Origin of the sequence: Streptococcus sp. 27098_8_186, from assembly GCF_041432055.1 — a bacterium.
GTDB lineage: Bacteria > Bacillota > Bacilli > Lactobacillales > Streptococcaceae > Streptococcus > Streptococcus dentalis.
In genome coordinates this window covers 123,743-148,859 of sequence record NZ_JAPVYV010000003.1, presented here as the reverse complement: position 1 = coordinate 148,859, position 25,117 = coordinate 123,743, and the positions used below count along the sequence as shown (strand labels likewise).

21 protein-coding genes and 2 pseudogenes are annotated in these 25,117 nt (G+C 45.2%); 8 read left to right on the top strand and 15 right to left on the bottom strand.

Annotation, left to right across the window (positions count from 1 at the left end):
- Positions 1-61: 61 nt before the first annotated feature.
- The 8 genes and pseudogenes from metE to O3602_RS04870 all read right to left on the bottom strand — a co-directional run bounded on the left by metE (position 62) and on the right by O3602_RS04870 (position 10,838).
- Entirely contained in the window at positions 62-2,311 is a 2,250-nt protein-coding gene (metE, locus tag O3602_RS04905; protein WP_003013223.1) for a 5-methyltetrahydropteroyltriglutamate--homocysteine S-methyltransferase, read from the bottom strand.
- Positions 2,312-2,915: 604 nt separating this feature from the next.
- Positions 2,916-4,523: an alpha-glucosidase gene (locus O3602_RS04900; RefSeq protein ID WP_371611263.1), complete on the bottom strand. Its 1,608-nt coding sequence runs from the start codon at positions 4,521-4,523 to the stop codon at positions 2,916-2,918.
- 68 nt (positions 4,524-4,591) lie between these two features.
- Positions 4,592-6,823, bottom strand: coding sequence for a glycoside hydrolase family 31 protein (locus tag O3602_RS04895; RefSeq protein WP_003005408.1), 2,232 nt, complete (start codon positions 6,821-6,823; stop codon positions 4,592-4,594).
- Positions 6,824-6,970: 147 nt separating this feature from the next.
- Positions 6,971-7,063 (bottom strand): annotated as a pseudogene (locus O3602_RS04890) (CPBP family intramembrane glutamate endopeptidase); the annotation flags it as partial.
- A gap of 355 nt (positions 7,064-7,418) precedes the next feature.
- Positions 7,419-8,084, bottom strand: coding sequence for a TrkA family potassium uptake protein (locus O3602_RS04885; protein WP_003005075.1), 666 nt, complete (start codon positions 8,082-8,084; stop codon positions 7,419-7,421).
- 9 nt (positions 8,085-8,093) lie between these two features.
- Complete coding sequence (locus tag O3602_RS04880) at positions 8,094-9,476, bottom strand: TrkH family potassium uptake protein (protein WP_371611262.1); 1,383 nt, start codon at positions 9,474-9,476, stop codon at positions 8,094-8,096.
- 31 nt (positions 9,477-9,507) lie between these two features.
- Complete coding sequence (locus O3602_RS04875; RefSeq protein ID WP_371611261.1) at positions 9,508-10,272, bottom strand: nucleoside phosphorylase; 765 nt, start codon at positions 10,270-10,272, stop codon at positions 9,508-9,510.
- Positions 10,269-10,838 (bottom strand): sugar O-acetyltransferase, encoded by a 570-nt coding sequence (locus O3602_RS04870; protein WP_371611260.1) that lies wholly within the window; start codon positions 10,836-10,838, stop codon positions 10,269-10,271. The genes O3602_RS04875 and O3602_RS04870 overlap by 4 nt, the downstream gene beginning before the upstream one ends.
- A 187-nt stretch (positions 10,839-11,025) precedes the next feature.
- Between O3602_RS04870 and O3602_RS04865 the strand changes: the two genes are divergently transcribed.
- The 4 genes from O3602_RS04865 (at position 11,026) to O3602_RS04850 (ending at position 17,155) form a co-directional block, all read left to right on the top strand.
- Entirely contained in the window at positions 11,026-11,769 is a 744-nt protein-coding gene (locus O3602_RS04865) for a DeoR/GlpR family DNA-binding transcription regulator (protein ID WP_371611259.1), read from the top strand.
- A 12-nt stretch (positions 11,770-11,781) separates the two neighbouring features.
- On the top strand, positions 11,782-12,591 hold the full coding sequence (locus O3602_RS04860) for a Cof-type HAD-IIB family hydrolase (RefSeq protein ID WP_371611258.1): 810 nt from the start codon (positions 11,782-11,784) through the stop codon (positions 12,589-12,591).
- 270 nt (positions 12,592-12,861) lie between these two features.
- Positions 12,862-14,286 carry a vWA domain-containing protein gene (locus O3602_RS04855; RefSeq protein ID WP_371611257.1) on the top strand — a complete coding sequence of 475 codons (1,425 nt, stop codon included), beginning with the start codon at positions 12,862-12,864 and terminating at the stop codon, positions 14,284-14,286.
- 154 nt (positions 14,287-14,440) lie between these two features.
- Complete coding sequence (locus O3602_RS04850; protein WP_155124649.1) at positions 14,441-17,155, top strand: DEAD/DEAH box helicase family protein; 2,715 nt, start codon at positions 14,441-14,443, stop codon at positions 17,153-17,155.
- Between the two features lie 52 nt (positions 17,156-17,207).
- Here O3602_RS04850 and O3602_RS04845 read toward each other — a convergent pair whose 3' ends face one another.
- Positions 17,208-18,245: a zinc-binding dehydrogenase gene (locus O3602_RS04845; RefSeq protein ID WP_371611256.1), complete on the bottom strand. Its 1,038-nt coding sequence runs from the start codon at positions 18,243-18,245 to the stop codon at positions 17,208-17,210.
- Positions 18,246-18,323: 78 nt separating this feature from the next.
- A complete protein-coding gene (locus tag O3602_RS04840) occupies positions 18,324-19,229 on the bottom strand; it encodes a cation diffusion facilitator family transporter (RefSeq protein ID WP_371611255.1) in 906 nt (301 codons plus the stop codon).
- Between the two features lie 282 nt (positions 19,230-19,511).
- Between O3602_RS04840 and O3602_RS04835 the strand changes: the two genes are divergently transcribed.
- Entirely contained in the window at positions 19,512-20,051 is a 540-nt protein-coding gene (locus tag O3602_RS04835; protein ID WP_151378732.1) for a TetR/AcrR family transcriptional regulator, read from the top strand.
- A 39-nt stretch (positions 20,052-20,090) separates the two neighbouring features.
- Positions 20,091-20,422: pseudogene (locus O3602_RS04830) on the top strand (glucuronide permease).
- A gap of 49 nt (positions 20,423-20,471) precedes the next feature.
- Here O3602_RS04830 and O3602_RS04825 read toward each other — a convergent pair.
- Positions 20,472-21,410 (bottom strand): AEC family transporter, encoded by a 939-nt coding sequence (locus tag O3602_RS04825; protein ID WP_270299065.1) that lies wholly within the window; start codon positions 21,408-21,410, stop codon positions 20,472-20,474.
- Between the two features lie 224 nt (positions 21,411-21,634).
- On the opposite strand from O3602_RS04825, the gene O3602_RS04820 reads away from it, so the two are divergent.
- Positions 21,635-21,796, top strand: coding sequence for a hypothetical protein (locus tag O3602_RS04820; RefSeq protein WP_001062367.1), 162 nt, complete (start codon positions 21,635-21,637; stop codon positions 21,794-21,796).
- 2 nt (positions 21,797-21,798) lie between these two features.
- Positions 21,799-21,939, top strand: a complete 141-nt coding sequence (locus O3602_RS04815) for a hypothetical protein (protein ID WP_200893080.1) — start codon at positions 21,799-21,801, stop codon at positions 21,937-21,939.
- An 81-nt stretch (positions 21,940-22,020) separates the two neighbouring features.
- Here the strand turns inward: O3602_RS04815 and O3602_RS04810 are convergent, their stop codons facing one another.
- The 4 genes from O3602_RS04810 to O3602_RS04795 are packed head-to-tail and all read right to left on the bottom strand — an operon-like array spanning position 22,021 to position 25,013.
- On the bottom strand, positions 22,021-22,821 hold the full coding sequence (locus tag O3602_RS04810; RefSeq protein WP_371611254.1) for an energy-coupling factor ABC transporter ATP-binding protein: 801 nt from the start codon (positions 22,819-22,821) through the stop codon (positions 22,021-22,023).
- Positions 22,808-23,644 (bottom strand): ABC transporter ATP-binding protein, encoded by an 837-nt coding sequence (locus O3602_RS04805; protein ID WP_003005501.1) that lies wholly within the window; start codon positions 23,642-23,644, stop codon positions 22,808-22,810. Before O3602_RS04805 ends, O3602_RS04810 begins: the two co-directional genes overlap by 14 nt.
- On the bottom strand, positions 23,620-24,411 hold the full coding sequence (locus O3602_RS04800; protein WP_371611276.1) for an energy-coupling factor transporter transmembrane component T: 792 nt from the start codon (positions 24,409-24,411) through the stop codon (positions 23,620-23,622). The genes O3602_RS04805 and O3602_RS04800 overlap by 25 nt, the downstream gene beginning before the upstream one ends.
- Complete coding sequence (locus O3602_RS04795) at positions 24,411-25,013, bottom strand: hypothetical protein (RefSeq protein ID WP_021153833.1); 603 nt, start codon at positions 25,011-25,013, stop codon at positions 24,411-24,413. Before O3602_RS04795 ends, O3602_RS04800 begins: the two co-directional genes overlap by 1 nt.
- Positions 25,014-25,117: the final 104 nt, after the last annotated feature.

Below are 25,117 nucleotides of genomic sequence, written 5' to 3'. Positions count from 1 at the left end.
TAGGATAAAGGAACGATTCGAAAACCCTCTACACGATGATAGAAGGTCCTCGAAACATTTCTTACAAGTGTCCACGCGCTTCTTTAGCAGCATTAACGAGCTTGATCAAGCTTTCTTTTGTTTCTTTAATTCCGCGAGTCTTCAAACCACAGTCAGGGTTGATCCAAACTTTGCCACTTGGTACTTTTGCCAAGATTGCTTCGATAGTATGATCAATTTCACCGTCTTGTGGGACACGTGGTGAGTGGATATCGTAAACCCCAGGTCCAACTTCTGTTTGGAAGTTTTTCGCTTTCAACTCATCCAAGATTTCAAGGTTTGAACGGCTTGCCTCAAATGAGATAACGTCTGCATCCAAGTTGTCGATAGCTGGGATGATATCTGTAAATTCTGAGTAACACATGTGAGTGTGGATTTGGGTGTCTGGTGCGACAGTTGAGTGTACCAAACGGAAGGCTGGAATCGCCCAGTCAAGGTAGTCTTCATACCAGTCGCTACGACGGAGTGGCAATTTTTCACGAAGAGCAGCCTCGTCGATTTGGATGATCTTCACGCCTGCAGCTTCAAGGTCAAGAACTTCATCCTTGATAGCAAGAGCAATTTGGAGAGTTGAGTCCTTGATAGAGATGTCTTCACGTGGGAATGACCAGTTAAGGATGGTAACAGGTCCAGTCAACATCCCTTTAACCGGTTTGTCTGTACGGCTTTGTGCGTAGCTAGACCATTTGACAGTGATTGGGTTAAGACGAGTCACATCACCCCAGATGATTGGTGGTTTCACCCCACGCATACCGTATGATTGTACCCAACCGTTTTTAGAGAAGAGGTAACCAGACAAGTTTTGACCGAAGTACTCAACCATGTCGTTACGCTCGAATTCACCGTGTACAAGTACGTCAAATCCAACTTCTTCTTGCCATTTGATCCATTCGTCGATCGTTTCAGCAAGGAAGGCATCGTATTCTTCTTGTGTCAATTCACCCTTACGGAAGGCCAAACGTTTGGCACGTACTTCCTTAGTTTGAGGGAATGAACCAATGGTAGTTGTTGGAAGTGCTGGAAGCTTGAAGGCTTCTTTTTGGATTTCTTCACGTTCTGCGAAAGCTGGCAAACGAGTGTAGTCTGCTTCTGTCAAAGCTGCGATGCGAGCATGAAGTTCAGCATTTGCTCCAACGCGTTCTGTTGCAAAGAGTTCCTTGTTGGCAGCAAGAGCTTCTGCCCCTTGACCATTGCGGATGGCATCCAAGTCACGCAATTCACCCAATTTTTCAACTGCAAAGGCGAAGTGGTTCAAAATAGCTGGTTCAAAATCTTCGTTAGCCGTTGTAAATGGCACATGAAGAAGGGAGCAAGAAGTTGTCAAAACAACCTTTTCAGCTGGAACTTGATCCAAGATTTCCAAGCTCTTTTCATAGTTGTTGCGCCAGATGTTCTTCCCATTCACAATACCAGCATAAAGGGTCTTATCAGCTGGGAAGCCACCTTTCACCAATTCAAGTGTTTTCTTGCCTTCAACAAAGTCAAGACCAATACCATCAACTGGCAAGTTCACAAGGTCATTATAGACATCACGAACATCACCAAAGTAGGTTTGGATCAAGACTTCAAGGCCTTTCTTGTCAGCCAAGAGTTTGTTGTAGAGGTTCAAGAAGAGAGCTTTTTCTTCAGCTGACAAATCTTTGACAAGAGCTGGCTCATCGAGTTGAATACGAGTCGCACCAAGCTCAGCCAATTTGGCAAAGACTTCTTGGTAAGCAGCAACCAAGCTGTCTACGAAGTCTTCAGCTTTCACACCATCTTCAAAGTCAGATAATTGAAGGAAAGTGAATGGTCCAACCACTACTGGACGAGAGTTGATTCCCAATTCTTTGGCTTCTTGGTACTCATCAAAAATCTTGTGACCAGCCAATTTCACTTCTGTTGTTTTTTCAAATTTAGGAACGATGTAATGGTAGTTGGTGTTGAACCATTTTTTCATTGGAAGGGCACGAACATCCCCTTTTTCACCTTGGTAACCACGCGCCAAAGCGAAGTATTGTTCAAGGTCTGTCAAATCCAAGTTTTGAACAGATGCAGGCACAACGTTGAAAAGGAAGGCTGCATCAAGGAAATTGTCGTAGTGTGAGAAGTCATTTGAAGGAATCTCTGAGATGCCTTGTTCTTTAACGATATTCCAATGTTTAGCACGCAAGTCTTTAGCAGCTGCCAAGAGCTCGTCTGCTGAGATTTCTTTTCTAAAGTATTTTTCAGTTGTAAATTTTAATTCACGGAATTCACCCAAACGTGGGAAACCGATAATTGTAGTTGACATGTTGTGTCCTCCAAAAATTCTAATTGACACTATCATATCAGAAGATAGCTGTCTTGTATAATTGCTTTTACACGAATTTTGATATAGCCAAAAACTATAACACAGATTTAATGGGCCTTGAGAGCAGAAATCAAAAGCAAAAACTAGGACTTCTTATAAATATTTCCTATAACCCAAGCATCCCCAAAACCATTTTTGAGCGGATTTTGAGCGGATTTTTGAGCGGATTCTGCTAGAAGAACAGCCCCTAAAAAGTAAAGAAGGCCTTCTCTGCTGAGAAAGACCTGTGCAAGCATAAACAAATTACTTCTGTTTACAAATCTTAGAAATTCTATAAAAATGTATTCGTTAAAATGATTCTATCATCTAGTGAAACTTTCCGCCGTGAGAAAAGTGCTAGAAACACTATTGTTTCTAGCACTCGGAATTATTGAGACCTAAGGCTCAATAATTAGTCTTGGAACTTCGTAGAAGTTCGCTGACGTCCGTCCTCACCTAAGGAAAGTTTTTTAGATGACGTCGTTCCCAATCTGACAGGCCTTCTCTATCGAGAAAGACCTGCTTCTACGAGGAAGTAATTTCCCCTATTTTTTCATTTGCTTCATTAGGCTAATTTAACACAGAAGGCATCCCAAGGGGCCAACTTGCCTGATTCGAGGACTTGCTCTACCTTGGTATTGGCAATGAGAACCTCTTCAACCCCATTAACGAGCGGTAAGTCTTGCTCTTGACTGGAGAGATTGACAACCACCAGATAGGCTTGCTCTCCTTCTACCCGCTTGTAGGCAAAAACCTTGTCTGCTGCGTCCACCAATTCATAATCAGCAGTCACAAGCCAAGGGTACTCTTTTCTCAAAGCAATGAGGGCTTGGTAGGTATAGAAAATAGAGTCTGGATCTGCTAGGGCAGCCTCCACATTGATCTCTTTGTAGTTTGTGTTGACCGCAAGCCATGGACGACCTGTCGTAAAGCCAGCTTCTGCTTCATCATTCCACTGCATCGGTGTCCGGGCATTGTCCCGACCAATATGGCGGATTTGATCCATAATCACTTCGAGCGGCACGCCTTTTTCTAGGGCTTCATGAGCATAGTTGATTGACTCAATATCTTCTACGTCCTCAAGGGTCTTAAATGGATAGTTGGTCATCCCGATTTCTTCGCCTTGATAGATATAAGGAGTTCCCTTCATCAAGTGAAGCAGAATCGCTAAAGCCTTGGCAGATTTGACACGATAGTCGCCATCATCCCCCCAAGTTGACACAATCCGTGGCAAATCATGGTTGTTCCAAAAGAGGGAATTCCAGCCTTCCTCTTCTCCTAATTCCGTCTGCCACTTGGTGAAAATTTCTTTCAATTTTGGCACATCCAATTCCTTAGCATAGTGCCATTTTGGTTGACCCGGTTGGTATTGAAGACCAATATGTTCAAATTGGAAAACCATGGACAATTCTTGATTTTTTGGATTGGAATATTGCTTAGCAATCTCTGGAGTCGCTCCCCAAGTTTCTCCCACGGTGAGCAGATCCTTATCGCCAAAGGTAGCTTGATTCATTTCCTTCAAATAAGGATGGAGCATGGGTCCATTGCTGATGATTTCCTGATCTGGGATCTTACCGATCATATCGATGACATCCATACGGAAGCCACCAATTCCCTTGTCAATCCAGAAATTCATCATGTCATAGATCTGATGACGAAGCTCCTCGTTTTCCCAGTTGAGGTCTGGTTGCTTCTTACTGAAGTTATGCAGGTAGTATTGGCCTGATGCTTCATCCAATTCCCAAGCAGAGCCACTAAAAGCAGAAATAATGCCATTGGGCTTATCGCGCCAAATATAGAAATCCCGCTTTGGACTATCTGGATTTTCACGTGCTTCGATAAACCAAGCATGCTCATCAGAGGTATGGTTGACTACCAAGTCCATAATGATTTTGATCTTGCGTTTATGGCCTTCTGCGATCAATTCTTCCATATCTTCCATGCTACCAAAGATGGAGGCGATATCCTCGTAATCCGAGATGTCATAGCCGTTATCATCCATGGGACTCTTGTAGACTGGTGAGAGCCAGATCGCGGTAATCCCTAATTTTTCCAAGTAGTCTAGCTTGCTCGTGATCCCCTTGAGATCCCCGATGCCATCGCCATTACTATCCTTGAAACTCTTTGGATAAACTTGGTAAATTACGGCATTATGCCACCATTTTTGTTCCATTTTTTCTTCTCCTTTATGATTGTGAAATCACTTTCATCATACAAAAATAGGGGTGAAATTGCAAGAATTTACAAGTCTTCATTCTCTTCACTGGAATAAATCACTTCAAAGAGACGTTGACGCAAACCTTCCTCTAAAGATGTAATGATCTTCATCAACTGTTTCCAATCCTTGGCTGTTGAACAAGCCGCAAATAATTCATTCTTCCTATCGTAGGCCAGGTTGGCAGATTTCAAGAGCTCAAACATCCGATCTTCTTTGGCAATAGGACGTGATCGCAGCTCACCCATCGCAATTTCCTGACTGTGATTATCCACTAAGATAGGGGCTGTCTCAAAGGTATGGAGGAAGAACCGGTGCTGTCTCTTTTCAGGAAGCAGCGTTCGATCATCTGTTACATCCAGCTTAATCTTTCTTTCATCCCAATTGACAGTTAGGCGGGTTTCAACCTTGTTATCTCCTTCTCCTTCAACGAGTACGAAGGAACGATTGTCACCTGGGAAAAGATGCCAGTCCAGCATTTCTGGGAGCTCTACCCCTGTCTGCGGTTGTGCATCCATAGGGATGATGGCTCCTGCACGCGCAAAGACCGGAATATCCTTGCTAGCTCTAAAGACTGTAAGCTTGCCTTTTCCTTCGTATCTCCAATCGTGGAAGAAATCATACCAAACTCCGTCTGGGAACCAAACACTCACAGAAGCACTATGATAGACAGGATCCAGAGCCTCTGTAATTGGGGCCACCATGAGTTCACTACCAAAGAAATATTGATTTTTAGCCTCATAAGCCTCTTCTTCGTTTGGGTAATGGTAATAGAGAGGCTGAATCAAAGGCAGTCCTTCTTCATGCGTCGCCACATTCATGGTGTAAAGATAAGGCAGTAAGCTGTGACGCAGGCGCAAATACTGCTTCATCCAGCGACAGGTCTCAGGCGAGTAAAACCACGGTTCCTTGCTGTTAAAGGCATTACAAGAACTATGGAGACGATTGATCGGACTAAAGACCCCAAATTGCAACCAGCGAAGAGCCAAGTCTTCATCATAGTAACCCCGCATATGGCCACCAATATCGTGACTCCACCACGTATAACCGATATTTGAAGCTGTGCTGGTAAAATAGGGTTGAAAGGCTAGGGATTCCCAAGTCACAATGGTATCCCCTGAAAAACCGATCGGATACCGGTGGCTACCAGGACCCCCATAACGCGATAAGATGAGACCAGCTTGGCCTTTTCGGCAATTGTCTAGATAATGATAGTGATTTAACAACCAAAGGGGATCCATCTTGCCATGACTTCCCTGTTGCCAATCAATCCACCAAAAGTCGACTCCTTGATTTTCCAAGGGATGGTGGACATCTTCGAAATAAGCTTCGCGAAAGGCTGGACTGTAAAAGTCAAAGCTAGCCGCTTCTTCTTTTTCCGCATCTAATCCCAAGCGTTTTGCGACCAAGGGGTAAGCATCTTCGAAGGCGCGAATGCCATCTGCTGGATGGACATTTAAGGTCACCTTTAAACCACGCTCATGCAGACCATGTAAGAAGGCAGCTGGATCAGGAATCAAGTCCCGGTTCCAACTATAGCCCGTCCAACCACTTCCAAAGCGAGCAGGAATCGCTGTCTTGTGCCAGTCCATATCGATCACACTGACAGCTAAAGGCACCCCTTCAGCCTTGAAACGATCCATTAAATCTATGTACTCCTGACTGGTATAAGGCCAATACCGACTCCACCAGTTTCCCAGAGCATAACGTGGCAAGAGGGGGGGTTGTCCCGTTAGATGGTAAAAATCTTTCAAGGCCCCTAGATAATCGCGCCCATAACCGAAGAAATACAGATCCACTTCTGGACATGGCCGTGCTCTAAATCCGCTTTCGACATCATACAAGTAGGAACTGGAATCGTCCAAAAGAGCATAACCGGCCTTGCTCAAGATCCCATCTTCCAACTCCATAGCTCCATCGACCTCGTCAAGCGTCCGACTGGTCCCTTTCAAGGTCTCAGGCTGATCTCCATAGTGCCACCGGCTACCATAGACTGCATACTGACCCTTGAGCTCGATAAAAAGCCGATCCGGTGTAAAAGGTCCCTTTTCAAAATGAAGGTGGAGATGCTCCGTATGCAGATCGAGGACCTCTTCTGTCTCTACGACCTCACAGGCTACAGGTCCAAAATCACGATTTTGCACAACTTGCGTCTGACCATCTTCAAAAACACCACCCTCTGAATATTCCAAGCGCACCAAAGATTCCGTTAATACGGAGATTCGGTAGTTCTCTCCCTGTATCACTGATCCTGCCATTTGTCTTTCCTCCTCTTTTTTATGGGGCACCTGACTGCCCGCTTTTTATCTGCTTCGCATCTTTGTGTAAACGTTTACGATTTTACTATAGCACTCAAAAAAAGGCCTGTCAACACCTGACAGAGCCTTTCCTAAAATTTTATAAGATTAACTTCCCCAATGGATCAAGAGATACGTGAGACTCGATCCAAACATATCTGCCAAGGCATACATGAGGAAAAATGACAAGAGATTCTTGACGACCTTGAGGACGGACGTTAGGTGAAATTATCCAGCGGATGATTTCAGCAATCCAGGAAGTTCCATGACTAAATTAAGATACAGAGGGTGTCTGCGGAGTAAAAATTAAAAATCATTTTTCTGCAGAATCATTTCACCTATTTTAGTTAAAAAATAGGTGAAATGATTCTGAGGCTGGGACAAAAGTCCCAGCCTCTCAATTGTTTTTGGATTGTCGAGCAAGACGCAGTGGTTGAGTGGGCTCTACTACGCTGATTTCATCAGCTTTTACAGCCCTACTCAACTGTGCGGAGGTGGGACGACGAAATCGAATTCTAATGAATTACCGATTTCTGTCCCACTCTCAATTACACGATTAGTCTAACAAGTCTTGGATTCTATCCAGATACTGGTTGTCTGTCACCGCCATCACGCGTACCTTAGCTGGCCAGATAAAGTCGGGAGCAATCTGAATATGAAGCGGTTGATCTTCCGCATCTCGATAACCAATAATGTTGAGATGGTACTCCTCTCTGACAGCCAAGTCCTGAAGGCTTTTTCCTACCCAGCTGGATGGAACCGTAAACTCGACTACTACCACTTCTTCATCCAACTGGAAAACTTCAATCCGGTGTTGGAAAAGAATCATTTTAGCGAGGGACATGCCTGCTTCTACCTCTGGCAGGATGACCAAATCAGCCCCAATCTTTTCCAGAATTTCTTTGGTCACTTCATTTTTGACCTTGGCAATGACGTGCTCGACTCCAAGCGCCTTACAGTGCATGACCGCCAGCACACTGGACTCCAGGTTTTCACCCGTCGCGATCACGACTGTGTCACAGTTCCCAATATCTGCTGCATCCAAGAGGTCCAACTCCGTAATGTCTCCAACAATTCCAGTTGTAATCATGGATTCATACTGATTAATCACATCTTCGTGATCATCAATTGCAACAATATCCACATCCTGGTCCTGCAGAGTTTTTAGGACACTCTGTCCAAAAATTCCTAATCCTAAAATTCCAATGGTTCGATTTGCCATAAGTCTCTCCTATCCGATAATGATGTCTGCTTTAGCATATTGCAAGGCATCTGCCTTCTTAGCTTTGTAATTGTTCAAACTGACCATAAGGGTCAAGGGGCCGATCCGACCGATAAACATAAGCACCATGATGATCCCCAGCCCTGCTCCATTTAAGGTTGAGGTCACATTGGCTGTCACGCCTACTGTCGCTAGAGCCGATACTACCTCAAAGACCAGGTACAAAAAGCGTTGACCATCCGGAGTCACGAGACAAAGGCCAAAGAGTCCAAGGAGAAAAGTCAACTGGAAAATCACTGCCGTCCCCAAAGAGCGTTGGACCAAGTCTGGTGCGATGGTGCGCTTACCCAGGTTGGTATGTGGCAAGCCAAGCAACTCTTTGCGCGCTAAGAGAATCAGCACCAAGAAGGTGGTGATCTTCATCCCTCCTGCTGTCCCGCCTGGTGCTCCTCCTAGGAACATCTGTAAGAGATAGATAAAGAGCGTCACTGGCCGGACTGCTGTATAATCCAACGAACCAAAACCAGCTGTCCGCATACTGACAGTTTGGAAGAAGCTGACCAAGATCTTCTCTCCTAATGGAAGGGACCCAATCGTTGCTGGATTATTAAACTCGGTCAAAAGACTAGTCACTGTCCCAAAGAGAAGGATCGCAGCTGTTAACCAGAGAACCACCTTGGTATGGAAGCGAAGAGTTCGCCGTCCCGATTGATTACGGGCCTTGGTGGCCAGGTCAAACCAAACCATGAAGCCCAAGCCCCCAGTAATAATAAGGGCAGACAAGGTCAGATTGACCAACCAATCGGTCTGGAAGCTCATCATACTATCGCCTCCAAAATTATCAAAGCCCGCATTACAAAAGGCCGAGACCGCAACAAAGATGGAGTTAAAGATCCCATGCCCCCAGCCAAAGCGAGGGATAAAGCGGGTCATGAGGAGCAAGGCCCCCACCCCTTCGATGGTAAAGGTGGTAATAAAGATGGAGCGGACAAAACGGGCCAAGCTCTGGTTATTGCTAAAACTAAAACTGTCTCGAATGGTCTGCCGGTCCTTGTAACTAAGTTTTTGGCGACCTTCCATAAAGAAGAGACCGATAAAGGTCAAGATCCCTAGGCCCCCAATCTGAATCAAGAGCATACAAATCAATTGCCCCCAGCCGTTATAGGTCGAAGCCACCGACTGAGTAAAGAGCCCTGTTACACAGACCATAGAGACTGCTGTAAAGAGGTGGTCGATATAGCCTGCTGTTGAGCTTACTTGCTGAACAAAGGGCAGACTCAATAAGAGCGAGCCCACCAGGATAACCAAGGCAAAGCTGAGAAAGATTCGCCTTGCTGGAGACAGGCGAGTCAGCTTAGCCTGCCATTGTTTAAAATATGATTTCACTAACATAGCTTCATTGTATCATAAAAAGAGAATAGACCTACAAGTAATGAACCATTTCTAGGCATAATTCTAAGGCCTTCTCGAATGCTTCAGAGCCCCAGTCACGCTGGTCATAATTTTCCAGGTCTGCAAGAGAATCTGCGGTAAATAGGAGCAAGCCCCAAACCGCATCACGAAGCTGGGCCACTGCAGCAAGTGAAGCGCACTCCATCTCCACCACACTACACCCTTCTTCGATGCGATAGGCTACCTTGTCAGGTGTTTCTCTATAAAAGCCATCCGTTGACCAGGTCATAACCTCTTGATAAGGAATGGACGCTTGTTTGAGAACTGTTTCAATAGCAGTCAGGGCACGGCCGTCCATCTCTATATAACGAGAAGGAGCGACATAATGGTAACTGGCTCCCTCATCTCGCAAGGCCTTGGTCGGGATCAAGAAGGCATTTTCTTCTATGTCCACCAAGACGCCACAGCTACCTGCCGATATGATCTTCTTCACCCCATAGCCAATCAACCAATCCATGAATTGAGCAGCAGGGGCAGATCCAACTGGCGCTTGGGCCAAGCAGATTTCCTCTCCTTGGTGCTCCATAACATAGACCGGATAGGTCTTGGTAGCTGAGACAAAGCTAGCTACTTGTTTGGCTCCGACAGCTTTGGCAAAGCGCTCAATCTCATCCTCCAGGAAAGCATACACACATTTTTCAGGTAGGTGCAGATCGAGTCCCTCATGGGTCGGCATAATGACCGCCTGTGGATTGTCGTCAAACTCTAAAATAGGAATTTCATGTTTATGGATCATTTCTTCTCCTTTTTGACGGGTATTTCTTTAATGACACGGGCTGGATTTCCTGCAAGGACCACATTGTCGCCGAAAGACTTGGTGACCACTGCTCCTGCGCCAGCAACCACATTGTCACCCAGCGTCACATCAGGGAGAATGGTGACACCTCCTCCTGCCCAGAAATTGTCCCCAATCGTAATCGGAGCTCCGTACTCAAGACCAGAATTGCGCTCGTCTGGATCCAGTGGATGCAAGGGCGTCAAAAATTGGCAATTAGGACCAATCATGGCATTCTTTCCGATCGTAATGGGACATACATCCAACATGGTCAAATTGTAATTGGCATAGAAATTTTCTCCTAGATGGATGTTGACCCCATAATCCACAAGAACCTGACGATTGAGATAGAGGTTTTCACCGGTTGATCCAAACCACTCTTTGATGATAGCTACGCCTTTTTTAGGATCCACCTCTTGGTTAAAAGTTTCTTGTTTCTCCCGAGAGGCTTTTGCCAAAGCCCGTAATTCAGGGTCCGCAGGTCTATAATAGTCACCTGCAATCATTTTTTCATATTCACTGGCCATAAGGAAACCTCCACTTTATTTTGACATATTATAGCAGAATTCCCCCTTTAAAACAAACGTCAAAATAAGGGTTTGCAAGAAATAAGATCAGAAACACTTAAAAACAATTAAAAACACTTAACAAAACTTGCATCCGCTTACAAAATGGTGTACAATGAAGACAAGAACAGAAATAAGGAGCGAATTCATGTACCAGGAACAACGGCTCGAAAAAATCCTAGAACTTTTAGAAGAGCGAAAACAGCTATCAGCTAAAGAAATGGTTGATTACTTTAAGGTCTCAAAAGATACTATTCGCAGAGACTTTGCCCTCCTTAGCCAACGCCAGCTGGTCCGTAGGACCCACGGTGGGCTCCTTCCCTTAAACAAAGAACCTGGCCCTTCTTATCTAGACCGCAGTCAAAAGGCTAACAAGGAAAAGACTGCCATGGCTCAAAAGGCCCTGCAATTGATCCAAGAGGGACAAGTGATCTTTCTCGACGTTTCCACTTCGATGACCCTGCTTGCCGGCTTACTTAATAAGGAAGTCACAGTCTATTCGCATTCCCTTGACAATGCCATCCAGCTCAGTAGCCATTCCCAGGTTGACTTTCATCTTTTAGGAGGGAAATTCTACCCTAAAAACCGCTTCTACTATGACGCGAATCAAGCACAAATACTGGACAATCTTCGCTTTGATCTCGCTTTTTTTGGAGCAAGTAGCTTAGCCAATGGCGAAGTCACCTTTGAAGATGCTGAAGACGTTGCCGTCAAATCCCTCGTCTTTGAACGGGCTCGTACCAAGGTGCTGGTGGCAGAAAGCAGCAAGTTCTCCCAAAATGCCAACTACTATCTTGCTCGTCTCAAGCAATTTGATTATTGGATTACCGACCAAAAACCAAGCCCTGAAATCCTTAAACAAGTCGGCAACGAAACCACTATTCTCTATTAGGAGGTAATCTTTATGTCTCACATTCGTCTCATCATCAGCGATATCGATGGCACCATCTTAAATGACCACCATCAGATCGATCCACAGTTAGCATCATTGATCCCGGATTTAAAGCGTGAAAAGATTCCTTTCGTGCTGGCCTCTGCTCGCTCTCCAAAAGGGATGGCACCCATTGCCAAAGAGCTCGGCATAGAAGTCTGTCCTATGGCCTGCTACAATGGAGCCTTGATCCAAAAAGGAGAGCAGGTTCTGTTTGAGCATCCCTTAGACAAGATTGAAGCCCGTCAATTTATTGATTGGGCCAACCAACACTTTCCTCAGGTTTCGATCAACCTCTATAGTGGAAAAGACTGGATGACCGATCATCTCGACCAATGGAGCCAAGAGGAGGCCCGGATTACAGGAGAAAAACCTATCATTCTTCCCCTATTGGATCCTTTACTGGATGCGACAAAGCCCCTCCACAAATTGCTCTTAATTGGGGAAGCAGAAGAGATCCAAGCCCTCTATCGTGCTATTTCTACCGACGACTTCCCTTCTACCGCCTTTTATCTCTCCAAAGCCAACTACCTAGAAGTCACGGCTAAGCACGTCTCTAAAGAGGATGCTCTGGTTGAACTCGCCAACCACTACCACTTGAGCTTAGAAGAAGTCCTCACCATGGGAGACAACTTCAACGACCTCCCTATGCTCAAAAAAGCAGGCATCGGGGTCGCTATGGGCAACGCTCCACAAGAAGTGAAAGAGGGAGCGACTGTCGTGACAAAGACCAACAATGAAAACGGGGCTGGGCAAGCGGTTGAAACCTATGTGTTGATTTAGAAACATAAATAAAGTGACTAGCTAGTATTTTTTACGGATAAAAAATATAGTAGAAATAGCGATAAAGTAAGGATTCCTGCGAATTAGTAGGAATCCTTTTTCTATTACACTATTTGTATATTTAAATTATTTTATGAATATTTTCCTCAATCGGTTCTTTATCAATAACTAGGGATAAAAGAAAACCAAAAACCCTTGATTATTATACCGTTGACAAGTTTTTCAAAAACCTGTATGATAGAAAAAAGTTTATTAAAAAGGGGACGTATTTTGAAAAAATATACTATTTCACGTAAACAAACTTTAACTTTAGCTTCCGTTGTTTTAGGAACGGTCTTCACAGGAACGACTATCGCTTCTGCTGATGACGTTGCACCTAGCACAACCCAAGCCGCTCCTGCAGCTACTACAGCCACAAAATCACCTATCACCGCTGCAACAGAAGAAATTAACGCCAAAGCCAATACACCAGTTGTTCCCGCTGATAAAGCAAAAGCTGGAGATGTCATCGCTGTGGACGTCAAGAAAACTGGCCCATCTGCTAAAACAGACGGCGCAGACACAACCACTACTTCAACAGCAACCATCAAAACGACTAGCTTATCCGATCAAGACACACCTGTTGGCACTTCAAAACCAGTGTCATCTACCAAGACAGCTACATCAACCAAAGAAACAGCTGACTACACTGAGACAACAACTGAAACAGTTAATAAAACAACTGTAGTCGAAGTGACAAAAGAAGCAGATGTGGTCAATAAAAAAGAAGTCCAAGGAACATCCGACATCGTCTTTGTCATTGATAAATCGTTCTCAATGGACGACCATATTAATAATACGATGAAAAATGTTGAGACCTTCGTTCGCAATCTTTCTGCTAAAAATATTCAAGCCCGTTTAGGATTGGTTGAATATGAACGATCAGACCGTACAAAATACCATGATTTTAATGGATCAAAATTCACAACAGATCCAGAAAGTTTCATTTCTGCTCTGAAAACCATCAAAACTTTTGGTGCTGATGAAAATGCTACTGTTCCATTGCACCACATCGCTACTTCAGCGGACTACAACTGGGGGACTGGGGCAAACAACCATCGCTTTGCTTTCTTGATTACAGACGAGGACATTGATCTTACAAAAGATACACCAACGAAAGAAGCGACTCTGAAGGCCCTTCAAGATGCAGGTATCTCTTTGACCGTAGTTGGTAAAACATATAAATCTATTAAAACAGACTTTGATCCATTGGTCAATGGAACAAATGGTCTTTACCTAAATATTAACAAAAACTTTGCTGACTTGTTGAACGTTCAATTTGCCAATAAAGTCGTTGAAACCGTCCAAAAAGGTCGTGTCTTCAAGGTACAAACAGACAAATATGAGTTGATTTCAAAAACTCATCGCGTGGCGAAAGCAAAACCACAAACACCTAGCATCCAAACGCCTGCAACACCGACTCCTACTCCTCAAAAACCGGCTGTTGTAACACCTGCGAAACCGACAGTATTCACACCAGCTAAAAACGAGCCTGCCAAAACAGCAGTCTATATCGCACCTGCAGCTCTTCCTCAAAAAGAAGCAAGTCTTCCAAATACAGGAAGCAAAAACTCCATTGCTTTGACGACTCTAGGTCTTGGTCTTCTTAGCATGGGTGCTGCCTTTGGACTCTCTCGTAAAACAAAACAAGACTAACATGAAAAAGCCTAATCAAATGATTGGGCTTTTTCGCTCTGTCCGAATGATTCCTGTTTGCCATTCTCATTAGAAAGTAGAAATCTTCAGCTTCTACCAAAAGATTCTTGTCCTTCGCTATGTTATAATGGGGACAGTACAAGGGAGGAAACCAATGTTACAAGAACTAGCCTTTATAGGCCAATGGAGACACTATCAAAAACGCGTCCTCGATAAGAGTGAGGCTTTTATGGCGGATGGCCACCTGCATTTGGTGGCGGCTCCTGGCTCTGGAAAAACAACCCTGGGAATCGAATTTATCCGACGCTTTGGGCAACCAACCCTTATCCTGGCACCTACAGTCACGATTCGCCAGCAATGGGTCGACCGGATTGTCCAAGCATTCTTGAAAGATGAAGGCGAAGCGGAGCACTTGATTTCGCAAGACTTAAAACATCCTAAGCTGATTACAGTGGCTACCTATCAGGCCCTCCACAGCGCTATGAACCAAGTCGTTGGTCAATCGCAAGCTGAAGATACCGATGACCAGGCAGAGATTGAAACATTTGATTTCAAAGGCTTTGATATCTTTACTACTTTCAAAGCCATCTCACTCGGAACCCTTTGTTTGGATGAGTGTCACCACTTGCGCAATGAATGGTGGAAGAGCTTGGAAGCCTTTCGCCAAGCCTTCCCTGACTTAAAGATGATCTCCCTCACTGCTACCCCTCCCTATGAAGGGGACCCTGCCCTTTGGGAACGCTATATCCGCATGTGTGGTGAGATCGATGAGGAAATTACGGTTCCCGAATTGGTCAAGGAAGAGACCCTTTGTCCTCATCAGGACTATGTCTACTTTGCCTTTCCAACAAAGGAAGAGCAGGCTCAGTTGGACGCCTTTAGCCAACAAAAGAATGCTCTCTTGCAACAACTGACTTCCGATCCCCTCTTTTGTCAATACCTGCAATCCTGTCAGGCCTTATCGGGTCAGATCAGCGATGATGAATTGCTCAATGATCCCAAGTATCTCTCTGCTACCCTGATCTTTCTTCGAAGCAGGGGAATCGCCTTTCCCAAACGTTTCCAAGACCTTTTAGGAGCCAAGAAACTTCCTGCTTTCACCATGGACTGGCTAGAAATTCTCCTGCAAGGCCTGCTCTTTCAGGTTCCCCACTGGTACAATCTACCAGAAGAATACGAAAAGCAACTCCTCCATGAATTAAAAGCAGCCAGCTTAATCGATCGAAAACAAGTCAAACTGGTCCGCAACAAAAAACAAGACCTCCTGCTCAATCAATCCCTCGGAAAACTCAATGCGGTTCGAGAGATTTTCAAGGCGGAATACCAGGCTCTTGGAAGTCAACTGCGCCAACTGGTCCTAACAGACTATATCCGCCAAGATTTTGAAGTTCATCTAGGAGATAAGGACGCCCAATTTACTCAATTGGGAGTACTCTCTTATTTCGAATCCATTCGCAGGGAAAGCTTAGAGCAAGCAACTCCTCCTGCCATCGCTGTCTTAACCGGTAGCATCGTCATCATCCCGACGGTTGCTAAGCCAAGACTAGAAGAGCTACTTGGAGGGAATCGACTGACTTACCAAAACGTCGGCCAATTATCTCCAGATAATTTTCTCAAGGTTCGCTTGGTCGGTTCTCAACATGATTTGGTGACAGCCGTGACCCAGCTCTTTCAAGAAGGGATTATCCAAGTCGTCATTGGAACCAAGTCACTTCTAGGAGAAGGCTGGGATGCTCCTTGCGTTAATTCCCTGATCCTAGCGAGCTTTGTCGGCAGTTTTATGCTCAGCAACCAAATGCGAGGTCGTGCCATCCGAGTGTGGCCTGAGGATCCAGACAAGACCAGTAACATCTGGCACCTGGTCTCCATTAATCTTTCCCTAAAGAAATGGTATGAAAAGTCCGATCTTGAAAAGGAAGAGATCGAGGCCATCACTGATCAGTTGAAAGAATACAGTCCTGATCTGGAGCTCTTAGAAAGACGGATGAAGCAATTTTTAGGTCTCCATTACAAGGAGCCCTTCATCGAATCTGGCATTGAACGTCTAGCCTTTGACAATATCCGCTATACCAAAAAACAGTTGCAAAAACTCAATGAAGAGACCTTAGAGCGCTCCACTCACCGCCAAGAGCTCCGAGACGGCTGGCAAAAAGCCCTTCCGATTCTGGAGAATATGGAGATTGCAAATGAGGTCCAAGTGGATAAACACTTCCTGCCCCTGGCTCTATTTTTTGACGCCAGAAAGCTAGCTCGATGGCTGACGGCCGCCACTTTGACCGATGCTTTCGCCAACCTTTTTTACTATTCATATAGAGGAGGAGGGAATAAAGCGTCTCTAATTCTTCTATTCGTCTTAGCTGTTTTCGCTCTCCTTGCTTGGCTCCGCTACTATCTCTATAAGAGTCCTTATAAACGGCTAGAAGTCTTCGGCCAGGCTATTCACCAAGCCCTCCTCCTTTCTGGACAGATCCAGACCCAAGAAACCCGCATCCAAGTCGTACGAGACAGAAAGGATGCCATCAACACGCTTATCTATTTGAAGGGCGGAACCATGCGGGAGAAGGAACTCTTCTCGCAAACCATGATCGAATTCTTCGCACCGATTGAAAATCAACGCTATATCTTGAAAGCACAGGAAAAGGTATCCGATCAAACTGAATATTTCGCTGTACCAAGCCTCTTTGACAAACGGAAAGAGGATGCCCAAGCCTTTGTGGAGCAAATCCGAAAGAGCCTAGGTAAGTATGACCTCGTCTATACCCGAAGTGCAGAAGGCCGTGCTATTCTCCTAGATGCGCGCATCAAGGCCCTAGCCAACAAACAAGAGCGTACCTTCACCAAGAAACAAGTCATGTCGGATTTGAAATAAGATTTTATTTCACTACAAAAAATTCTAGTAGACATCCTCTACTAGAATTTTTTTAGTCAAGTACAATCATAGCCTTAATGGTCTTACGTTCATCCATGTCCTTATAAGCTTGGTCGATATCTTCCAATTTATAACTTGTGGTAAAGACGCGTCCTGGATTGATATCGCCATCAAGGACCGCTTTTAACAAAACTTGTTTATCATAAGTAGTAACTGAGGCTGCTCCACCTGCCACTGAGATATTTTGGGCGAAGGTCGAACCAAGGGCACGGTTATTGTAATGAGGCACACCGACAAAACCTAAACGTCCACCATTGTGAAGGACCCCAAGGGCTTGATCGACAGCTGCCGCGGTACCGACACATTCAAGGGCCGCATCTGCTCCTCCTCCTAGGATTTCACGAACCTTGGCAATCCCTTCTTCACCACGCTCAGCCACAACCGCTGTCGCGCCTGACTCCAAGGCCATCTGTTGACGGTCTTCGTGGCGACTCATAAGGACGATTTGAGACGCACCACGCATCTTAGCTGCAATGACAGCACATTGGCCAACAGCACCGTCACCAATGACCACGACTTTGTCACCTTTTTGCACATCTGCTACACGCGCCGCATGATAGCCCGTCGGCATGACATCTGCTAGCGTCAAGAAGGATTTAAGCATAGCTTCTGTATAATCAGAAGGTTGCCCTGGAATTTTGACAAGAGCCCAATTAGCGTATTCGAAGCGCATGCACTCTGCTTGAACCCCATCAGACCAGTTGGTGCCGATATGGCGGTCACACGTCCCATCATAGCCTGCACGACAGGCATCACACTCCCCACAGCCATGGGTGAAAGGCGCGATGACAAAGTCTCCTGGTTTGACCGTGGTAATGGCCTCACCGATTTCTTCGACAATCCCAATAGCTTCGTGGCCACTATTTTGATGGCCCGCTTCAATATCTGGATTGCGGTAGCTCCATAGATCGGATCCACAAACACAGGTGCGGACGATACGGAGAATGACATCATCTGGTGCTTCAATGTGTGGACGCTCCACTTCTACAAGGCCCACTTGCCCAGCTTTTGTATAGACTGTTTTCTTCATAGGAACAACCTACTTTCTATTGCTTACTTACCTACAGTATACACTTTTTCTTAGGCTTCTGCTCATACCAAGTCGTCATTAATGGTGGTGATGATCATGCCCATGACCTTGATCAGCTTCCAGTTCTTCGATCTTGCGTTTATGGGCTCGGTGGGTTGCTAAGTCTTCATCAACCTCAATGGTGACGTTTTGAAAACCGCAGTCTTTGAGCAAGTCTCGGATAGACTCTTTACAGACCTCCATGTGGTTGACATGCTCTAGACAAACATGGACAATGGCGTTTTTTTCCAGGCCATCCATGGTCCAGAGATTAAGCTGATTGATACTAGCCACATGGTCCAACTGCTCCAAATCACTCTTGACTTGCTGGATATCTACTCCTTCTGGCACGGCATCCAGGAAAATCCTGAGCGTGCTCCAAAAACGTGGAATGGCTTTGGACAGAATAAAGAAGGAAATAGCAAGGGATAAGAGCGGATCCAGAATATACCAGTCGGTAAACCGGAGAACAATGGCCATTAGGATGACAGCCACCCAACCCAAGGTATCTTCCAGAAAATGCAGGCTGAGAATGGATTCGTTCTTGGTTTGCCCCTTGCGAATGACGAGACTCGCTAGCACATTGATGCTGACGGCTATGATTCCAAGCCAGAGAATGCCCTCATCGTTGACAGGTTGTGGATGAAAGAGTTTCGTTATATTTTCTAAAATAACCAGAACGGACCCTGTCATGAGAATCACAGCTGTTACCATGGCTCCTAAAAGGCTAAAGCGCTTGTAGCCCAAGGTATAGTGGCTGTCTTCTTCACGATTGGAAATACTCTCCAGAAAGGCGGAGATCCCAATAGCGATCGCATCCCCCAAGTCATGGACCGAATCCGCAAGGACAGCGCTGGAGCCAAAAATCCCTCCTGCAATAAACTCAACAATGGCATAACTCAAATTCAAGAAAAAAGCGATCCAGACCGCATGTTTTGTCTTCATAATCCTTAATCCTTTGTTATAATGGGAGTGGGACAGAATAAATTTTTATAAAAAATTATTCCTATTCCCACCCCCGCAAGGCTGATTAGGTACTCTTTGGAGTTAAAGAGCGAAAAAGAGACCAATCAGCTACTGCGTCACACATTTATTTCTATAGATCTTCTGAGAGATGAGACTACTATCTCTTCCCTTCATGATCTATTATCCACTACTATCAACAGAAAGGATAGGAGCAAACTGTTTAGGGTGTAAGTTACTGAACAGTTTGTTCAAAGTGTTCATATGACTGTACAGGATCGTCGCATTACTAAGACTCGAAAAGCCATCTATCAAGCTTTTTTACAATTACTCAACCAAAAAGACTACGAGGCCATCACCGTTCAGGAAATTATAGACCTTGCTGATGTGGGGCGCTCGACCTTTTACAGCCATTACGAGAGTAAGGAATTATTGCTTGATGAGCTCTGTCAAAAGCTCTTTCACCACCTCTTTGAGCGTGCTGAACACCTCTCTCCACAAGACTACCTGGCCCATATCTTCCAGCATTTCAAGAAAAATCAAGACCATGTGACCAGTCTCTTGCTCTCTAAAAACGATTATTTCATCCGGCAACTGCGAAAAGAGCTGGAACACGATGTCTATCCAATGGTAGCAGATGAACTCATCAAGTCCCATCCAACCATCCCTCACTCCTACCTCAAACACCTGGTCGTCAGCCATTTCATCGAAACCCTCAGCTGGTGGTTGAAAAAAGGCAAGTCCTACACCGAACAAGAAGTGACCCAGTTTTATTTGGAGATTTTAAAAGTGGGGCCGAACTAAGAACAGACTTCACATCATTCATCATAGAAAGGAAACCCTATGTTCTTCTCCATTCTTCTCGACTTTTTTACAGCCTTCTTTGCCCTTGCTTTTGTTCTTCTTCACTTATTGGCTTCTCTTTCTGAAGTTAAAAAAGGAAATCACACTCTAGGAAATACATTTCTCCTCATCGGAAGTAGCCTTGCGACCTTATCACTCATCCTCTACTTCTTTTTACCGATTGTCGCTCTAGTCCTATGGCTGATCAGCTGTTGTTTGATTTGCTACGGGGCCTATTGGAATGGGAAACACAAAGGAAACCTCCATCCAGCCACCACCTGATTCGGATGGGCATCGCTCTAGTCCTTACCATCTTGTTAGCCTTGTTATAAGAAAAGCTCAAGTTTGCAGAAAAACTTGAGCTTTTGTTTTTTCTATTTGTTAAGCCATCAACAGCATGAGAATAGGGATCACCACCATGGTTGCAAGGGTCGTCTCTGTCACCATGACTGCTGCATAGTCACTATCAGCACCGTAGAGTCTGGCAACAACCGGCGCATTGGTCATCACAGGCATGGCGGACTGGATGATAAAGACCTGCTTCATCAAGTTTGGAAGAGGCACCCAGTAGACGATGGTCGCCATCAAGATAGGGGCAACCAGGAAGCGACCTAGCAGAATCAATAGCTGATCTTTTCCCAGAACCAACTGCTTCACACCTACATGAGACACTGACAAACCGATGAATATCATGGATAAGGGGGTCGTTAAATTGCCCAGATACTGCAAATCACTGGCTAGAAAGGTTGGCAGCTTGATATGAAGGATCACCAAGACTATCCCTAAGAGAAAGCCCATCAGGGGCGGAGAAAAGACTTTTTTCAGACTGGTTTTGAGATCAAACTGTGCTTCTCCCTCACCATCTCGCTGAATGAGATAGGTCCCCAAGGTCCAGAAAAAGGTCGTATTACACATGTAATAGATCAAAACATAGGGAATACTGGCATCTCCAAAGAGAGCTTGGTTAATAGGAAGCCCCACGAAGATGGTATTGGAGTTAAAAAACATGGAAATAAAGAGGCCACGACGGTCCTGTCTTACTGCAAAGATCCTGGCTACTCCTGTCGCGATGCCAAGCAAAACAACCATAGACAGGGCAGGAAACCGCAAGGCTGGCAACATTTTAAGTAGATCTGCTGCTGTGAAGCGCTGCGTAATGGTGTAAAGCATATAGCAGGGCAAGGCAACTTGAGTGACCAATTTAGCGAGTAGGCCACGCGACTTATCATCGAACCAGCCTTTTTCACCAATGACAAAGCCCACTAAAATCATGTCCAGGATGACGAGGATCCCTGATATGCTCCTCAAAAAGATGTCCATGTTCTCCCCTTTTCTTTTTTAAATTTGAACTAGAAAATCACATTTTTTACAAATCTCAAAAACTACTCTAGTATATCATAAAAAGAGGTGGGGCAATATGCCCAACCTCATGTATTTTATTAATTGCCACTAATATCCCTTCTTAGCTGCCTTGCTCCATTGGTACCATCCAACGAGACTGTTGATAAGGTAAATCAAGAAAAACCAATAAAATGGTGGGGACTATGGCGAAAATAGATGATTCAGTTAAAAAGAAAGTTCCAGAATTGCGATTTAAAGGATTCACGGATGAATGGGAACAGCGTAAGTTGGGAGACGAAGTTCGAATAGTGATGGGACAGTCTCCTAATTCAGAAAATTATACTGATGATCCTAATGGACGCTAAAAATGCGAAGACCTATGAAGACCTATTTTGTATTAGTCAAACAAAAGATCCAAAAGAAATGGTATATGATTATGACCATGAAACAAAGTAAAACCAAACCGAGTGATCTGAGGAAGCACCCGATGATCATGAAACGTTATTAAACACAAAAGTCACCCATGTGAGTTCTTGCCAGAAGCTGAAGTTAATCCTTCAACCTGGAAAACCCGCAGAGGTGACTTTTTCTATACATCTCGATTTTTCTGGTAATAATCATTAACCGATAAATATGTCTGTGAATCACCCAGCGACTCCGCTATGTCCATAATCCGCGGTGGTAGTAATCCCACTCGCTGGACAAGTTCGTGATCGCTGAACAATTCCCGTGGACTGCCGGCGAAGCCAAACTTCCCGTGTTCCATAACATACACCGACTCAAACTCGGCGGCGACCCAATCCATGTCATGGGTGATGGTCACAACTTGGTGGCCCGAATCAGCCAACTGATGGAAAATTGCGGTCAACTTGCGCCGGCTTTCCCAATCAAGCGACATCATCGGCTCATCAAATAAATAAATCGCCGGATCCACTGCCAAAACTGTGGCAACGCTCAACAGCTTGCGTTCCGACAATGACAGGTCATATGGACTTTCAGCTGTTTTATCATCCAAGCCAACTCTTTTTAGAGCCGCTAAAGCCCGCCTCGTAATCGTGTCGTGGTCATCTATGACCTGCGCGACACTCCACTCCACCTCTCGTTGAACGGTCGGGTTGAAAAGCTGATCGTCAGGATTCTGAAAAGTAATCCCAACCTTCAGTAACTTTTCGACTGGTTTAAGATCATTAAAATTTTCTCCATCGATCTTAATCACACCGGTTTGTGGTGTCAGCAAGCCCGTCAACAATTTGAAGAGCGTTGATTTGCCGGCACCATTTTGGCCGACAATCGCCACCATCGGATCGGCGAAGTGTTTGTCTTCAATATCCAAGCTAAAGGACCGTTCCGGATAAGTGAACGTCAGGTGGTTCAGTTCAATTGTGGACATAAAAAACCTCCTTCAGTTCAGCGTCATTCACCGGATACCGGCCATCAGCCAAGTGCCAATCCATTTTTTGAGCAAGTTGCTGGATTGTCGGGGCTGGAATCTGCCAGTCAGCTGCCAAATGATTAAACACCTCACCCGGCCTGCCCTGGGCTACCATTTGACCCTCGTGCAGCACCCACACAACGTCGGCGACTTCGCACAAATCGTCAATTTCACTGGTGACAATGAAGACAGTCGTCTCTTTGACTTGGGCCAGCCATTGGAAAAATTGTCGGCGGCCAAGGGGATCCATCTGACTGGTCGGATCATCCATAATCAAAACAGCTGGGTTAGCTACAATCGCCGTGGCAATTGCCAACCGCTGGCTCTGACCACCGGAAAGGCTCTCGGGACGCAAATTCAGCTGTTCAATCAGCCCCATTTGCGTGGCAACTTCTTCAACCCGTTTTTGAATCAGTCCTTCAGCCATTCCCTGATTAATCAAGTCAAAGGCGATTTCATCGGCAACCGTGTCTGCCAACCCGCTTAGTTGGCCAGCTGGATTTTGCAGTACAACTCCATTCATGGCATTATAAACGGGCCAATTGTCGGACACTCGCTGGCCAAACATGTGCCAGTCACCCTCAATCTCAGCAGACACCATTTTGGGAATGACCCCTGCCAGCACACGGCACAAAGTCGATTTGCCGGAGTGGCTATTCCCGATAATCCCAACCACCTGGCCGGTATGAACCTCCGCGTTAATCTGACGCAGTTGTGGTTGCTCAGTACCCGGATAACGGGTGGTCAAATTTTCAATTACAATCCGTTTATCTTCGTCCATATATTCCACCCAATCAATAAAATTGCCAATCCAGTCAGACCAATGTGCAGCGTCCGCGACAGGCGATACACGCGCTGGGAGGTTCTGACAGTCCGGTTGGGATTATCAAAACCTCTCAGTTGGAGAGAAATCGACCGCGCCATCGATTGATCCAAGGTCTTAATCACCAATGGAATTAGAACCGGCAGGACTGACTTTAATTTCTGAATCAACGTTTTTTGCGGATTGGTTCCGCGAACTTTTTGTGCCTGCTGGATTTTCCGCATATTGCGCATCATTTCCGGCAAAATATAACACACCGACATCAGAACGTAGACGGTTTTATAAGACAATCCGGACAGTTCCAAATAGGCCGCGTTTTCTGAAATACTCGTGGTCACCATAAAAAAGCCACTGGTCAAAATAATCACCAATACTCGACAACCCAGAGTGGTGGCGTAAATCAGGCCTTCTTTGTAGAACGACACCCCAAGCACAGAAAACAGCACAGTTTGATTCCAACTGTAAAATAACCCTTGGATGATCAGCATGGTGCAAATCAGAAACAGGCTGAATCCCAGCGCCTTAAAGATGGTAGAACTCAATTTGGAAAATAACAATAGCAGTGTTGCGACAAAAATTAATCCGGCCTGAAGCAATAAATTCATACTGGCAAAGCTCAACAACGTCATGTCCAAGATGAACAAGAGCTTAGTAATCGGATCGATCATCTGGTACCACTTGAGCTTGACCCGTGGCGCTCCAGAAATCAATGTTTGATCAGTCATCATTTATCACCGCTAAAGAAGTGCACCATCCGCTTCGGCAGCTGACGATAGATGAAGAATGCCAGGTAGGCCACGCAGACTTTATCCAAAATATCCAAGACAAACTCATCGGTAAATGAGGCCAGCCACACTGGTGCATGATTGGCGACCATTACCGCAAACAATGAGTCACCCCAAGCGATACCGGTCTGACCACCCCAAAAGATGACGTTGAGTGGCGTTGAAATGACAGCTGAAACGATGGCAATAATAATAGCAGAAACAAATACTCGTCGCGCTGACGAGAACCACCCATTGGCGTGCAAAACTCCGACAGCAATCCCAATTCCGATGCTGGTAATCGCATACACGGTTGAAATTGGCGATAAGGTCAGCCCATAGATCACGTTGTTGATGAAACCACTGATGGCACCGGCAACCGGCCCAGCCAACATGCTGGCAAGAAAGGTTCCCAAAGACCCCAGCCAAACGGGCAACTTTAACCCCTCCGCCAAGGCTTTGGCAACATAGTTAATCCCCACGGCAGCGGGAATCAAAGTCATGGTGGCAGCACTTAACTTAAATTTCCACATACTGGTACGATGAATCGGTTCTGTTTTCATAATCTTCTCCTTTTGTTTTTAAAGAGCCGTGTCTGTTTAGACTTTCGGACGCAACGCTCTATAGATTTTTATGGTTGAACTGCCTTCATTCTAGCAGAATCCCC

What these genes read in the sequence shown, in the direction of transcription:
- metE (WP_003013223.1), bottom strand. Translation starts at nt 2,311, where the DNA reads ATGTCAACTACAATTATCGGTTTCCCACGTTTGGGTGAATTCCGTGAA.
- O3602_RS04900 (WP_371611263.1), bottom strand. Translation starts at nt 4,523, where the DNA reads ATGGAACAAAAATGGTGGCATAATGCCGTAATTTACCAAGTTTATCCA.
- O3602_RS04895 (WP_003005408.1), bottom strand. Translation starts at nt 6,823, where the DNA reads ATGGCAGGATCAGTGATACAGGGAGAGAACTACCGAATCTCCGTATTA.
- O3602_RS04885 (WP_003005075.1), bottom strand. Translation starts at nt 8,084, where the DNA reads ATGGCAAATCGAACCATTGGAATTTTAGGATTAGGAATTTTTGGACAG.
- O3602_RS04880 (WP_371611262.1), bottom strand. Translation starts at nt 9,476, where the DNA reads ATGTTAGTGAAATCATATTTTAAACAATGGCAGGCTAAGCTGACTCGC.
- O3602_RS04875 (WP_371611261.1), bottom strand. Translation starts at nt 10,272, where the DNA reads ATGATCCATAAACATGAAATTCCTATTTTAGAGTTTGACGACAATCCA.
- O3602_RS04870 (WP_371611260.1), bottom strand. Translation starts at nt 10,838, where the DNA reads ATGGCCAGTGAATATGAAAAAATGATTGCAGGTGACTATTATAGACCT.
- O3602_RS04865 (WP_371611259.1), top strand. Translation starts at nt 11,026, where the DNA reads ATGTACCAGGAACAACGGCTCGAAAAAATCCTAGAACTTTTAGAAGAG.
- O3602_RS04860 (WP_371611258.1), top strand. Translation starts at nt 11,782, where the DNA reads ATGTCTCACATTCGTCTCATCATCAGCGATATCGATGGCACCATCTTA.
- O3602_RS04850 (WP_155124649.1), top strand. Translation starts at nt 14,441, where the DNA reads ATGTTACAAGAACTAGCCTTTATAGGCCAATGGAGACACTATCAAAAA.
- O3602_RS04845 (WP_371611256.1), bottom strand. Translation starts at nt 18,245, where the DNA reads ATGAAGAAAACAGTCTATACAAAAGCTGGGCAAGTGGGCCTTGTAGAA.
- O3602_RS04840 (WP_371611255.1), bottom strand. Translation starts at nt 19,229, where the DNA reads ATGAAGACAAAACATGCGGTCTGGATCGCTTTTTTCTTGAATTTGAGT.
- O3602_RS04835 (WP_151378732.1), top strand. Translation starts at nt 19,512, where the DNA reads ATGACTGTACAGGATCGTCGCATTACTAAGACTCGAAAAGCCATCTAT.
- O3602_RS04825 (WP_270299065.1), bottom strand. Translation starts at nt 21,410, where the DNA reads ATGGACATCTTTTTGAGGAGCATATCAGGGATCCTCGTCATCCTGGAC.
- O3602_RS04820 (WP_001062367.1), top strand. Translation starts at nt 21,635, where the DNA reads ATGGCGAAAATAGATGATTCAGTTAAAAAGAAAGTTCCAGAATTGCGA.
- O3602_RS04815 (WP_200893080.1), top strand. Translation starts at nt 21,799, where the DNA reads ATGCGAAGACCTATGAAGACCTATTTTGTATTAGTCAAACAAAAGATC.
- O3602_RS04810 (WP_371611254.1), bottom strand. Translation starts at nt 22,821, where the DNA reads ATGTCCACAATTGAACTGAACCACCTGACGTTCACTTATCCGGAACGG.
- O3602_RS04805 (WP_003005501.1), bottom strand. Translation starts at nt 23,644, where the DNA reads ATGGACGAAGATAAACGGATTGTAATTGAAAATTTGACCACCCGTTAT.
- O3602_RS04800 (WP_371611276.1), bottom strand. Translation starts at nt 24,411, where the DNA reads ATGACTGATCAAACATTGATTTCTGGAGCGCCACGGGTCAAGCTCAAG.
- O3602_RS04795 (WP_021153833.1), bottom strand. Translation starts at nt 25,013, where the DNA reads ATGAAAACAGAACCGATTCATCGTACCAGTATGTGGAAATTTAAGTTA.